This window comes from Flagellimonas ochracea (assembly GCF_009903685.1).
In the GTDB taxonomy this organism is placed as follows: Bacteria; Bacteroidota; Bacteroidia; order Flavobacteriales; family Flavobacteriaceae; genus Flagellimonas; species Flagellimonas ochracea.
This window is the reverse complement of record NZ_JAAABI010000002.1, coordinates 892,752-905,789: the sequence shown is the minus strand read 5'-3', so window position 1 is coordinate 905,789 and position 13,038 is coordinate 892,752. Positions and strand designations below refer to the sequence as shown.

12 protein-coding genes are annotated in these 13,038 nt (G+C 37.7%); 3 read left to right on the top strand and 9 right to left on the bottom strand.

Going from position 1 to position 13,038, the window contains the following annotated elements:
* Positions 1-56: 56 nt before the first annotated feature.
* Positions 57-875, top strand: coding sequence for a hypothetical protein (locus tag GTQ34_RS09705; protein ID WP_166523572.1), 819 nt, complete (start codon positions 57-59; stop codon positions 873-875).
* Positions 876-1,119: 244 nt separating this feature from the next.
* Here GTQ34_RS09705 and GTQ34_RS09700 read toward each other — a convergent pair whose 3' ends face one another.
* The 3 genes from GTQ34_RS09700 to GTQ34_RS09690 all read right to left on the bottom strand — a co-directional run bounded on the left by GTQ34_RS09700 (position 1,120) and on the right by GTQ34_RS09690 (position 3,471).
* On the bottom strand, positions 1,120-1,563 hold the full coding sequence (locus tag GTQ34_RS09700) for a BLUF domain-containing protein (protein WP_166523571.1): 444 nt from the start codon (positions 1,561-1,563) through the stop codon (positions 1,120-1,122).
* Positions 1,564-1,815: 252 nt separating this feature from the next.
* Positions 1,816-2,772, bottom strand: a complete 957-nt coding sequence (locus tag GTQ34_RS09695) for an MBL fold metallo-hydrolase (protein ID WP_166523570.1) — start codon at positions 2,770-2,772, stop codon at positions 1,816-1,818.
* Positions 2,773-2,841: 69 nt separating this feature from the next.
* Complete coding sequence (locus GTQ34_RS09690; RefSeq protein ID WP_166523569.1) at positions 2,842-3,471, bottom strand: MFS transporter; 630 nt, start codon at positions 3,469-3,471, stop codon at positions 2,842-2,844.
* 797 nt (positions 3,472-4,268) lie between these two features.
* Here GTQ34_RS09690 and GTQ34_RS09685 point away from each other — a divergent pair.
* The gene (locus tag GTQ34_RS09685; RefSeq protein ID WP_166523568.1) at positions 4,269-5,153 is read left to right on the top strand and encodes a squalene/phytoene synthase family protein; all 885 of its coding nucleotides are present in this window, start codon (positions 4,269-4,271) and stop codon (positions 5,151-5,153) included.
* A 143-nt stretch (positions 5,154-5,296) separates the two neighbouring features.
* Here GTQ34_RS09685 and GTQ34_RS09680 read toward each other — a convergent pair whose 3' ends face one another.
* From GTQ34_RS09680 to GTQ34_RS09655, 6 genes are all read right to left on the bottom strand, one after another.
* The gene (locus GTQ34_RS09680) at positions 5,297-7,720 is read right to left on the bottom strand and encodes a hypothetical protein (protein ID WP_166523567.1); all 2,424 of its coding nucleotides are present in this window, start codon (positions 7,718-7,720) and stop codon (positions 5,297-5,299) included.
* A gap of 98 nt (positions 7,721-7,818) precedes the next feature.
* Positions 7,819-8,406, bottom strand: a complete 588-nt coding sequence (locus GTQ34_RS09675; protein ID WP_166523566.1) for an O-methyltransferase — start codon at positions 8,404-8,406, stop codon at positions 7,819-7,821.
* Between the two features lie 544 nt (positions 8,407-8,950).
* Positions 8,951-9,487: a DinB family protein gene (locus GTQ34_RS09670; RefSeq protein WP_166523565.1), complete on the bottom strand. Its 537-nt coding sequence runs from the start codon at positions 9,485-9,487 to the stop codon at positions 8,951-8,953.
* Positions 9,488-9,553: 66 nt separating this feature from the next.
* Complete coding sequence (locus GTQ34_RS09665; RefSeq protein ID WP_166523564.1) at positions 9,554-10,096, bottom strand: hypothetical protein; 543 nt, start codon at positions 10,094-10,096, stop codon at positions 9,554-9,556.
* A 203-nt stretch (positions 10,097-10,299) separates the two neighbouring features.
* Complete coding sequence (locus GTQ34_RS09660; protein WP_166523563.1) at positions 10,300-10,971, bottom strand: hypothetical protein; 672 nt, start codon at positions 10,969-10,971, stop codon at positions 10,300-10,302.
* A gap of 192 nt (positions 10,972-11,163) precedes the next feature.
* The gene (locus GTQ34_RS09655) at positions 11,164-11,991 is read right to left on the bottom strand and encodes a type II toxin-antitoxin system RatA family toxin (RefSeq protein ID WP_166523562.1); all 828 of its coding nucleotides are present in this window, start codon (positions 11,989-11,991) and stop codon (positions 11,164-11,166) included.
* Positions 11,992-12,080: 89 nt separating this feature from the next.
* Here GTQ34_RS09655 and GTQ34_RS09650 point away from each other — a divergent pair, with 89 nt between their 5' ends.
* A complete protein-coding gene (locus tag GTQ34_RS09650; protein WP_166523561.1) occupies positions 12,081-13,034 on the top strand; it encodes a helix-turn-helix transcriptional regulator in 954 nt (317 codons plus the stop codon).
* Positions 13,035-13,038 lie beyond the last annotated feature (4 nt).

Here is a 13,038-nt window from a genome sequence, read left to right as displayed (position 1 = left end):
TGATGATGCTAGTGAATAAAAGAATTACTTTTTTCTTATTTCTAATAAGCGTTTTTATGAATGCCTACTCACAGTCCACCGATGGTTTGGTTGACATTAGGCCCAAAGAGATTTTGGAATTGGGCGATGGAATCCCTACTGGAATCTCCGATAAAGAACAGAGGGGCAGGGAGCTTTTAAACCAATGTCGGATAGCTCATGGATGGGTCAAGGGCGGTTCAAGCATCATATCTGCAAAATATGTTGATGATTGGTCGGTTGCTCCAGAGCGGCTGCAAGCTTACAACAACTGGCCATACCTGAAACAGGAATTGCAACATGATTTTCTGTCTTTTCGATTGGGGTTTTCAAAAGTACGTTTGCTCAATGGTCCCTCTAAGGAAGAAATCTGGGGAATTGATGATAATATCCCCTATAAGATAATTAATGGAAAAATCGATGAAATAGATGATCCAAACATGATTCCGGCACTTGTGGGGAAAGAATATTTCATACAATTGCCATATTGGACACAGAAAGTTCCCATAGCCTCATATGTAAAAGACACTGTGCTTCAAAACAAGAGGTGCCATTTAGTCTATGGCACTTGGAAAACCCTTAAAGCCAATAGCGAGTTTGATCAATATCTCTACTGGATAAACAAGGAGACGAAGCTTTTGGAAATTGTTCAATATACGGTGCGGGTGGTAGATCCAAAAGCTGCTGGATTTGTGGTATTCGATGATTTCAGGAAGGTCAATGGGGTGGTGATTCCTTTCGTGCACCGACTGGGTTATTTGCCCACTCCCGAAGGATTGATTCATGAGATGAGGTTTGAATCCATAATTCTGGATCCCAAAACACTGTCAATGGATGATATCAGGCAGCTTCATTGAAATGGGAACAAGATTCTTTCACCATAGTAGGGTTCGTAAGTATTAAACCGATTGAATCCTTTTATTGAACTTTGTTTTAACTGAGTTCTTGCAATCCACATATATTTATATTGCTTGCAGATAATTTTTTACGCCTTTCGTTGACATATCATTTACAGAACTATCTTGTTGGGGATACAATTTGAAGAATGAAAACAGATTGATAATTCACCGAAATACTGTTATTAAAATTTCGTGCGTTTTTTCATTTAATCCTATGAGACTCCTTACCCTCCAACAATCTTTTTGCGGCATTCCAGAAATGCATTGATGAGGGATTGGGCTCTATTGCTCCTATTGGTTCGGCCGTGTAAGAACTTACCAATAGTTTAAGAAATTGTAGATGGTCGTTTTCTCCCATTAAATCCTCATAGGCCATATCCCAAGATTTGAACTTTCTTTCATCGATATGGCTGTGACATAGTATGCGCACATCCGAATGCCTATCATCGGCATTTATCCTATCGAATAGTTTCAGCACATCGATTTGGTTACCCTCGAGATATTGCAAAAATGTCCGTTCGTAATACAAAAGGCACCCAGTTATCGCGTTTTCTTTATTGAATTCCCTTGCCTTTTCAAGCATTTCCTTGATTTGGTCGTATCCAAATAGAGGATTTGATTGGGATTTGTAAACCAAACAGAACACGGCTTAAATTTTTTTAAGAATACAGATACCCATAAAGGTACCTTTTTTATGCATTCCTTTGTTCAGAATTAAAAAAACTGATTATGATTTGTTCAGGGGATAAAATCCAAATGTCCTAAAATGAAAATATCGACCCAGATTCTCCTTGTTCACCAATCAGTGCTTGTGTTTCAGGGAACCTTGCAAATTGATGCGTGAATTACGGATGAAAGGAATTGTTTATTTGAACTTTCATGTAATTTAAGAAGGGCCTTATTTTCCAGGAAACCAATTCCACTTATCATTTTCTTTCATGACCCTGCCCATACCTGGGAAATCAAAATGAAATGCATTTATATGCATATCCTTTTCTGTGGCCATTCCCAAAAGTTTCATCCTACTCTTCCTTGCTAGCTCGTGGTCTAAATCAAAGCTGGTTCTCCAATCCAAATTCTCTATGTGTAATGGGTGTAAAAAAGCATCAGAAATGTAAAGAAGATTATCATTTTTATCAGAAAAAATTAAGGCAATTTGTCCGGGAGTGTGGCCTGGGGCATCAACTGAAATGATGCCCTCGGTTATTTCCTGATAGTCTTGTACTATAAAATTGATGTCTTTTTCCTTAAGGGGGGTAACATTATTTTCTACAAAGAACTTGAAAAGCGGTGGTTGAGATAATGATTTGGATGAATGCCAATAATCCCATTCAACTTGGCTCATGTGAAAAGTGGCATTGGGATAATTCAATTGACCAATATCGGAAAATACACCTCCAATGTGATCTGGATGAAAGTGGGTAAGTACGATATCAGTTATTTTCTCATTTCTAATCCCTTTTCTCTCAAGTAGATTTCCCAATTGTCCTTTTAGTATAAATTCATTTCCTTTAAAAACAATTGGTTTGTCCGAAAAACCAATTCCAGAATCTACTAAAATTGTCCTGTTACCATCCTGAATCAGTAAAGAGATGTATGGTGAGGGTATGATTTCGGTCGTGATGCCAAATCGTTTTAGAGCTGATTGGACTTCTCCAGGGTCCGCGTTTATAAAATAATCTCTGGCTTGGTACTTGAACATCAAATCCCGGAAGATGGTGCATTGAAACCTTCCTATCTTAAATTCATAAATACTTTCTTCCATAATTTTCAGTAATAAAAACTCATCGAAACTCATTAGCGGAAGTGCAGTAAGCAGCATGCTATTTGTCTTCAAAAAACTTCGTCTTTTCATAAACTAATTCTTTAGAATCGTTTTATTGAACTCTATTTGTTTTGAAAGCGATTGTTTTACGTTACAGGTCTAGTCCAATATTTCTTCAAACGTCAATTCGTTCTTGTCTTTTGATATACTTACAACCCTATAAGTAGGTGTATACCCTTCTCCATTTGGATAATACATAGCGTTTTTATATTCTCTATCAGTTTGATAATTTGCATGAAGTGTATCTCCTTTATAACGATTTTCAGAAAGTTCAGGGAGATAAAATCGATTGTTTGTTTCCTCTTGATAATTATCCATAGATTCAATCTGGTTAATTATTCGCAACTTGTCCTTTTCCGAGATTTCAACTTTAAAAATTTGGTAATAATCTCTGAAACCACCACTTTCATTTTTGATAATCGTAAAATTTTCTTTTAAGATAATATTTTGCTCTGACAATAATTTTTTTGTGTCTTTTTTATTGAATGTCCAATCACTTATCCAGGGAGACATCGCTATCAATATGAACCCAAAGGATAACAAACCAGATACTACTACACCAACTTTTTTACTGTTGAAAACGCGAAATGTCCAATAGCTCAGAAAAATCAACTGTAGAGCCAGGAGTACAGGCCAAATAAAAATGACAAGAAATTCCAATTCAGCCAGCAACGTCCATGCTAGAATAAATCCAAAAAAGCAACTAGCAACTACACCAATTGCTTTCATACCTGATTTATAAGGCAACCAAAAAGACAATGCCGTAAGGCTAATTAGAATTAGACTGGCAATTATATTAAAATGATTCATCTAAAATTCCTAGGGCTGTTTCCAAAACTACATACAATCCAATTTGTAAAAGAAATTCTCTTTTGCGGACTTTTTCGATTCACTATAAAAATAATGGACATTACTAAAATCATAGGGATTTCAGTGAGCAATGGTAAAAGTGCAAACGATGCGATAGTCATCATAATTCTGCCTATTATTAGGGTCCATAGACCGGTCTCGTATTTATCTTTCGGTTTTTCTAGAGCTAGAGAGTACCCACTGCGTAAAAGAATAAATGAAACAATAATCCATAAAGTCACCTTGTCAAGATAATCTCTGCCTGGCCTAAAATCTGTCCAGAATAGCAACTTATCAGTTAATAAAGCAATTGCATTTCTATAATCCTCTATTAATTGATTGAAAATGTAAATCAGCGAAATATCGGCATGGTTCTGTATTAAACTAATTAAGGGTAATGAAGAAGTAATAATTCCAAGAAGTAGAGTCCAAAAGCTTATTTCATTATTTACTTTCATTAAAACTTGATCAAATGAAAAAAAATCTTGGTGAATAAAATTTCTGGCACATCGTTATGCTTTTCAAACCGAATAATACCAATACTATTGGCAATCCTTTATTTGAATATTTATATCTCAACTCTTTGTTGAAGTACAAGACTTTCCACTATATTGCTTTCAGCTCAATATGCAAGAAATCGTAACATCGAAGATACTTAACTCATGCAATACACTCGTATGGATCAAACAGCAAAGTTGGCCAAATCGATTACCAAGAAAGCCAGTAAGCAAACGTACTACACGGCTCGATACATGGTAGATAGAAATCTTGTAGATGATTTTTTCAGAGCCTATGCTTATTTCCGCTGGATGGATGATATGATTGATGAATCCCTTGAATCACAAAAGGAACGAATTTCATTCATAAAGAGACAAAAAGAACTAATAGATGTTCTTTATCAAAAGAAAAGACCCAATTCACTCAACAGCTACGAAGAGATTATGGCCGTCCTTATTGAACACGACCAAAAAGTTAACAGTAAACTTCAATCTTTTATCAGAAATATGTTTGCCATTGTAGAATTCGACGCTTATCGTAAATGGCAAATCATTACTGAAAAACAGTTGGAATGGTATACAAATTGTGTGGCAAAGTCAACCACCGACGGCCTTCAATATTTTATTGGAAATAATCACCAATATCCGATTGCTGAAAACCAATATTTTGCAGCTAAAGCGGCACATATTGTTCATTTATTACGAGATACGGTCGAAGATTTGCAAAATGGATTTATCAATGTACCAAAAGAATATATTGAACTTTACGGTATTGACTTATCCCAAATAGATAGTGCTGCTTTTAGGGCTTGGGTACGCGAACGAACAGCCAAAGCACGAGAATATTTTATGAAGGGAAAGCATTATCTGGAAACTCTGGACATACTTCGATGTAAAACAGTCGGACTTTGGTATTGTGCTCGATTTGAGTCCATCTTGGATAAAATAGAAAAGGAGAATTATTTACTTAAAAGTACCTACGAGGAAAAAGGCAAAACCTCTAGGTTAATCAAAATGGCCCAGCTTACCTTGGTTGCACCATTCAAAAATCGGAATAGCTTTTGAACCGCGAATATCGTTTTATTGTACTTAACAGTATCGGGCAATTAATAATAACAGGAATGTTATAGTTTAACTTTGGATTTCGACTGTCTTTATGCTAACATGGCGTTGGATTGTAGTAGTGTCCCGCAATTAAAATACATTAGCTATTGACATTCTTTCATCATATCGCCAAAACCCTGGAGTTTTGCCATCTGGCAGGCAAGTTTCTCCATTTCTTCACCTAGGCTTTTTGATTTTTTCTGACATGCTTTCAAAGCTGCTTTCTTACAGCCATCACAACGATAATTTTCTTGCTGTAGTTTGCTGCAGCGCCTTGCCTGATCCATTAATTGTTTGCTCAATATGGTGATACGGTCCTGAATTGCTTTCATGCTGTTCTGCATATCCGTGCCAGCAGTTCCGCTATCTGTTGAATTGGGATCACGATTATAAATATCATCGCGCCTCTGTTGTTCAAGCGCCAATATCTTCTTGCCAATTTCCGTTGCACAAGTCTCATTTCTACAATTTCTGAGCTGTTCCTTTAATTCCTTCATCTCCTTATCATAAGCATCATGGGCAGCCAAACGGTCCTCGTCCTGCTGTGGGGTTCTATTTGATGCGCCTCCGGCAAATCCACCTAAACTCAATTTTTTATAACCTGCTCCATCAAAGGAAAAACACTTCCTTTCGATATTCCTGAGATGAGCTTCAAGCATATCGCCGTTTTGCATTTCCGTTTTAGCGTACACCAATTTTTTGTTTTTGCCCTGATGGTCACGAATGTAGCCTACCATAAAACCAAAGGATGCCGTTGGGCTGGATACATTTGCCGTTCCATTTGAAATATAACCACTGTACTTTATGTTCTTTGTTTTGTCCATTGGGTCTGAACGCTTAAAGGCATAACCAGTGGAATTGTTTGTCCAAGGACTTTCCGAAGGCAGTGGGGCCGGGCTCATTCCACTGGTTATGGCCTTATCCAAAAATTCTTTGAACCATATGTCCTGCTCTGAAAGGACATCTCCCTTCATTTGGTCAATATCTATGGTAATGGCGCGTTTCTGATTGAAATTTTCGTCTTGGACATAGCCCACCAACTGACGGTTAGGAAGCCAAATCACTGCGTCCACACTAAAGTTTCCATTGTCAGAGCCGCCAAAATTTTCCAATATCCAAGACTCGGTAAACAGCATTGACCCGTCTTTTGAGTTCACGTAGTAATTCATGGGGCTGGATTGGTAATGCCCATTCTGGACATAAGACACTTGGGATTCTATATAATGATCGAATGAAAAAAGACCGTCGAGCTCTTCTTCAGTAGGATTTTCGGCAATGGTCATATTTTGGCCACAACACCCCTCTTTTTCTTCCAACTCATAGGACATTTTCACGGTTATTGCATCTTCATTCAGATGACTCATCAATACCTTTATTTTGGTTTCCGAATTACAATCACCCTTTATACTTTCTTCGTCTTTCCAACCTTTGATAATTTTGTCCCCGGCCAGTAACGACAGAAAAAATGATTCTCCCGCACCATTGGGCGCTGGTAGGTTAAGGTCGTAGTTGGCGGGAAGAACTATTTCCACAACAGTCAGGCGCCCGGGCCTGACAGGATCCAATGTGATCGGAGCAACGGGCAATAGTTCAATTGGAGTGTCATCCATAATCTCTATTTCCCCTTCCCTTGGGATTGGGGTGCCATCCCCAGAGTCTTTCAAATTCCCTTGGTGGAAATCATGCAAGAAATAATGAAAATCCTTGTCGTACTGCTTTTCTCGCATAAAAGCCAATCTGGTTTCCCTGGTTGGGAGGGATGCCAATTCGTTCATTAATCGAACAAGCTCTCCGCTGCCCTTTGTCCTTAACAGATAATACCAAAAGACATATGCCCTGTAGTCCTGAGTGAATTCCATACCATCCAGATCATAGCGTCTGGATCGGGAGTGTTCCAAATTGGTAAGGGGAAAGGCTTCTGAACTCAAAAGTTCCGCAACGCTCTCATCAAACCAGTCATTCAAATCTTCATGTACCCTTAAATTGGGCACATTTTCCATGATGAAGCAATGTCCCACCTCATGGGCGAAGATCTGTTTGCGTTGATTGCGGTTCAGCATTCGGTTGGTGGGTACCCCACTTCGCATCCAACAGGCATCCCTAATAAGCCAGAAAGCGTTTCCATGTTCCCGCGAAATTCTGTCTTCTTCCCTTGTAGTGCGGTTGATATCATCCAAAATGTAGTACAAATGGCTATCCAGTTTTCCATATTCCGTATAAGTGTTCCTAGCCGTGTTAAGGGCGTCCATTGCATCCTGTATCAATCCTTTCTTGGCAATGATTGGTTCCCTTCCCCAACTTTTGGGGGTTATAATGTAGTCCTTTCCATTGGGATGATGGTGGACCCAGCATCCAAAGCCTCCAATTCCATCCCCATTACCCTCCAGATAGGTTTGGAGCAAGCGAAGTCCTGTTCCGGGTTCTATCGGATCAAGACCCAATTCCTCGCAGCCAGTCACTCGCCATTGGCCATAAGTGAACAATGGAATGCTAAGCAAGATTACAAAGATGAGAGCAAGGTTCTTCATAATGAAAGGGTTATGTGTTTTGTAAAAGGTACAAGTCCTTTGATAAACCCGATTGTTTGGGATTGCACCAATCTTTCGAACATCGTTTATTTGAACTTCTAAAAGTGCGCTTTCTTTGTCATAACAATAATTCCTGTCGACCAATTCATTTTGGTCAAAACAAAATCTTTCCTAGCCTCTAATTTAATAATTAAACTGCTGGCAATCTCACGATGGCCCTCTGGCCAATTAGGTTGCCTAACCATATCGTCAATCACATAAAACCCACCTGGTTTTACAAGGCTTAGGGTTTCATCTAACTCACTGTACTTTCCTGGCCATGCATCTGCAAAAATCAAATCGAACCTCCCTCCCTTATAATTTTTGATCCATTTGCTCCCATCCGCACAGATAATCGAAACATCCGAATGTCCCTTGAAAAAGCTTTTGGTTATCTTAATCAGCTCTGGGTCATTATCAATGGATGTAACAAGGGAATTCTTGCACATTCCATCCACCATCCATGACAATGATTGGCCAATCCCAGTACCCAATTCGAGAAAGTTCCCATTCGGTTTGGATGCAACGAGTGTTCTCAGAAGTGAGCCGACCAATTCATCGGAAGGCATGGAAAATCCAATTTCTTGGGATTTGGATTGGATTCTAGCAAGGGTCTTGGGCTTTTCTGAAATCTTGGAATCTATCATATCGAGATTGGTTTCATGGCAATCTCGTTAATACTGTTTAATAGTATGGATTTCCAATTCTGGATTTACGATATTCAAACTCTGTTCTAATCGTTTACTTGAACTTTTGGACCAATTCCTTAAACATGTTTTGCACTTTGTTTCTCAAAACCGTTACGTTAGCGTCCTATATAATACAAGGAATAGTCCTACCATAAAAATAGTGGTAAATATTAGTTTGTTATTCTTGGCCAACCAATTGGGTAAGAAAATGTCAAAGTTATCTTTTTGGGAACTCGAGTAGTCACGTGCCACAACGCTAAGAGGGCAGGACATTTTGAAAAGTAGGAGAACCAACCCTTCCCCAAATATTAAACCAATGCCAATCCAGGTATAGGTGGTTAATCTGTCGGTAACCCCTGAGTACACGATGTAAAAGATTACAGCAACGAAAATTGTCCAAATAAGTGTATGAATTAGCTTGATGGCAAGAAGTTTATTTTCCTTGTTCATACCTCCAGTTCCTTATATTGCATTTAGTGTAAAATGTGTTTTCAATGTATTTTTACATCGTGTTATCTACGGATTTTAAATTCCTAATAATGTTACTCTGGTGATGCACAACATGATAATTTGTAAAATACAACATTTCTCTAACTGTCAAAGCACCTAATAAAGGATGGGGCAGCAAAAGTTCATCTAATTCCTCTTCGGTATACCCACGAAGAGATTCAGTGATTTTTTCAATACGCTGATGCAACAGCTGAAGTAAATCAGCTTTTTTACTCCAGTTTATCTTCTCGGGTATAAAATTCCCAAAAGCAGTTCCACCTTCGGTAAGTTTACCTTTATAACGCCTCACTAAATTCTCATAGTCACTCGAAGTCCCATTACCTTTTCCAAACTTAGCTGCTATAAATTCTTTGTTCGAGAGTATTTCTGATAACGGCTTAATGCTTTTGAGAATATGATCAAGATCTTGTCCAGCACTCCACTTCTCTTTTCTATTTATTTCAAAATCTTCTTTAGAGAGCGAGGCTAGATATTGTCCAAATTCCTCATGTCTTTGGATTAAACTGTCGATTATAGATCTTTTGTCCATGTTGTGTTATTTTGTAGCCAATGGTCGTATGGACCAATGACTTAATCCGAGTTTCCTATTATCATTTCAAGACTTCAATTTATTAAAAACAAAAAGAAGACCCCTTCGAATGAGCTTATATTCAATTAGGTAAATAATAATGGAAACACCACCAAATAGTATTGGCAGTACTCCGCCAAAACCATAAATCATTCCCAAGACATATCCCAAATAGTATTCGGCTCTGTAGATAGGAATAAACAATGCTAAAACAAATGTAAGTACCAAAAGATAGCTGTTTATTCCCAGCTGGCCGTAAAATGCAATGGTTGTTAGAATACCAAACAAAACAGCACCCATGAAACTATAGAATTGTGATTTTGAGATTGGCTTTTGCTTATTATTTTCGCTTCTATTACGTTTTTGCAAACTTGAAAGTGTGAGCCAACTAAATACTGGAATCATCAAAAGCGACAACCAATTTGATATTTTAGGTAAGTCTTTATTACCTAATGGATGATACGAATTAACGCCCCCCTTTGAGTGTTCTAGTAAAAGCATTCCCAACATAAACAAAGTGGCAGTAGCTGTCAAAATCAGTTTGGTTCTTGTGTTTAAAATGATATTCATAAGCTTATATTTAAAATAATTGAGGAATCTAGTAAGAAGTTCTTTTTTGAAATTGATATTTTACGCCAAACATATATTTTGGACAATACATCTTCTCATTTTTTAAGCACTCTAATCGCCATATGTTTTGAGATTAAACTTCCTTAGATTTTAGTTGTTTTGAATTAGGTCATGCTCTAAAAAAAATTCTTAACCTCATCATTTCATGATGATTTAAACCTTTTTGTAAAGTGAACACGAATCAGCCAAAAAAGCATCGTTCCAATGACAAGAAATACTGGTAAAGCAAGAATGAAAGTACCTTGTATGACTTTGGGAAATACTTGCGGCTGCCCAAGGAACAATGAGGCTGCTGCGATGAAAAGGGCAAAACACATACGCCAGAGATGGCGCACAATACGCTGTTTTCCGAAAACACCACCTGACCATATTATTTTTGCATCGAGTAAAGCACCCAGTAGGGCAATTGACCCGAAGAAAAAGTAAGGACCAGGTGTAGAACTAGCACCTTCGTAAATTCCTGTTTCACTCCTCAATACTTCCAGTCCTGTGTAATAAGCGAAAACTGAAATAATAAGTGCCGTAAGCATTGCAGCGATTTCGGTAACACCAGTTTTTCCCTTTTTGCGCCTAACAGAAGCCCTTGATGTTACAACGAGATAACAAGACAAAACCCCACCTACCACGGAAAGTGGCTTAGATACGTAAACAGCAAGTCCTGCTGCAGTGACTCCCATAATCAGCATAGAAATGTAAAAAACATTACCCGTTTTTCCGTGGTAAGCACCACCCTTTCGAAAAATTAGGGCTCCTCCACCAGAGAGTAATGCAATAGTTCCTGCGATAATGTGAATAATTACAAATGTGTATAGCATAGCGTAGTTTTTTGATTTGATTTTAAATGTGTACTCGTATAAAATTGATGAATTCTTAGTTAATTGGATGATTTACCCAAACCCTTTTGACCAATGAATTGACAAATGGTTTAATGAGGTGGTAAATCGTTAAGAGATGAAATTTTCAAAGCTTATGTTATCATCTGAATTTTTCCTGACTCGAACTAATTTTTAGTCTTCAATCATTTCTTGCCAGTTATCCAAAAGCTCCTTACATACTTTAGTGAATTTATATTTCATTAAAGGATGTACCAAAATATTCTGAATTCCTTTTTTGTATTCAAATTCAAATGTCATCGTGATTTCAGTTTCCTTATCTGAAATCTCGTCAACACGCCAATTGCCTTGCAAAGATTTTAAGGGAAATGGGTAATCTGCTGGACTGGTATCTACGACAAATGAATACTGCTTTTCATCTTCCCATAGGGTACAAGTCTCTCGCCAACTGTCTTTACCGTGCGAACAGGTGCGTACCATCCCTTTCTTCTCACCTGATATTATTTCTGAACCGTCAATGTTTGGTGCTACTTTGTGGTAGTTTCCAACGTCAGATATTACCTCCCAGGCTTTAGCTTTGGTACCGTTTACAATTCTGCTGAATTGAAATACCTTTAAAGCCTTTTTGTTCTTATTGTCTATTTGAGCTAATCCTTTTGCTTGCCCAATACCAATCAACAGAACCACAATTGCTACCAAAGCGATTATTAAATTTCCCTCGACGGTCACATTGAACGGGTTAAAAATCAACAAGACCGCACTGGCCAAGACCCATAGCATATCTTGGACTATAATCCATAGTACAGCCAATGCTCGTTGTTTAACTATCTCAATCAATAACGTTATGGTGAAGAGCATTAGTAATACACCTAGCACTAAGAAAAAGTTACTTGGTGCTACACCAAATATTTCTTCGGTTTTGTCGGTGAATAATAAAACGAGTGCCCCTGTTAATGTTGAAAATATTGCATTGGTGGTCAAATACTGTTGTAGTGTATTCATTATAAAATGGTTTAATTGTTCCAGAACAAAAATCTTGATTCAGGAAAACAACTTATTGATATTTTACGCCATTTTTAGATATTTGTACTATGCAGGTATATGCTCCTTACTTAATAAACTTGTTGGATTATGCCGCCTATCAACAAGTAGAATCTTCTGTTTTGAAAGATGTCCTCACTCATCATGATATCGATATTGACAATCTAGATGAAATGGTGAGCGCAGAAGGGTATTTGGATGTATTCGCCAGAATAATCCAGAAAACCGAAAATGACTACACAGGTCTGTACTTTGGCACTTACCAAAATATGGGTGCCCTAGGGTTGGTAAAGGAAATTTCTTTACATACTTCCAGTATAGAACAAGGTGTGCTAATTCTGCAAAATTTTCTGGATTCAAAGTTTCCCATAGTCTCAGTCAAACCGTCACAAGACTCAAATAGCTATAGTTTACACCTGTATAGTTCTATTGAGAACGCCATGCTCAAAAGACATATTTTAGATATGGTCACGGGCATAGTTTACAGGGAATTAAAACTAATGCTTCCCCCAGTTTTCAATCCAAAAATAGTGCTACCGTACAGCAATGATAAGCCATACAACAATGCTCTTGAAACTACCGTAACAAAGCATCAGGAATATCAGCTTGTACTACCGATTGACGTTATAAATGCTGAAATAAACCAAAACAAGATTAAGGAAATAGAGCTTTTGCTACCAAAGTATATCGCAATGCTCAGCGAAAGCCAATATGACTCTAAAGAATTTTCTAGTCAAATTTGGAAAATGACACTAAATATGTGCGCGCCCGAGATTCCCAATTTTGAACAGGTCCAAAAGCAATTTCCCTACAGTAAAAGAACAATTCAACGAAAATTAATGAGTGAGGGCAGGTCATTTAGAACTATCGCCAATGCAATTAAAAAAGAACTTTCCAACTACTTACTAAATGAAAAACATTTGAAAACCATGGACGTTGCCCATATTTTAGGTTATTCTGAATCCAGCGCCTATTTGCACGCTGTAAAGTCTTGGCGAAGATGAAACA

Bases quoted from the DNA above. Each gene is read 5' to 3' on its own strand.
- GTQ34_RS09705 (WP_166523572.1), top strand. From the start codon at position 57: ATGAATGCCTACTCACAGTCCACCGATGGTTTGGTTGACATTAGGCCC.
- GTQ34_RS09695 (WP_166523570.1), bottom strand. From the start codon at position 2,772: ATGAAAAGACGAAGTTTTTTGAAGACAAATAGCATGCTGCTTACTGCA.
- GTQ34_RS09690 (WP_166523569.1), bottom strand. From the start codon at position 3,471: ATGAAAGCAATTGGTGTAGTTGCTAGTTGCTTTTTTGGATTTATTCTA.
- GTQ34_RS09685 (WP_166523568.1), top strand. From the start codon at position 4,269: ATGGATCAAACAGCAAAGTTGGCCAAATCGATTACCAAGAAAGCCAGT.
- GTQ34_RS09680 (WP_166523567.1), bottom strand. From the start codon at position 7,720: ATGAAGAACCTTGCTCTCATCTTTGTAATCTTGCTTAGCATTCCATTG.
- GTQ34_RS09675 (WP_166523566.1), bottom strand. From the start codon at position 8,406: ATGATAGATTCCAAGATTTCAGAAAAGCCCAAGACCCTTGCTAGAATC.
- GTQ34_RS09670 (WP_166523565.1), bottom strand. From the start codon at position 9,487: ATGGACAAAAGATCTATAATCGACAGTTTAATCCAAAGACATGAGGAA.
- GTQ34_RS09665 (WP_166523564.1), bottom strand. From the start codon at position 10,096: ATGAATATCATTTTAAACACAAGAACCAAACTGATTTTGACAGCTACT.
- GTQ34_RS09660 (WP_166523563.1), bottom strand. From the start codon at position 10,971: ATGCTATACACATTTGTAATTATTCACATTATCGCAGGAACTATTGCA.
- GTQ34_RS09655 (WP_166523562.1), bottom strand. From the start codon at position 11,991: ATGAATACACTACAACAGTATTTGACCACCAATGCAATATTTTCAACA.
- GTQ34_RS09650 (WP_166523561.1), top strand. From the start codon at position 12,081: ATGCAGGTATATGCTCCTTACTTAATAAACTTGTTGGATTATGCCGCC.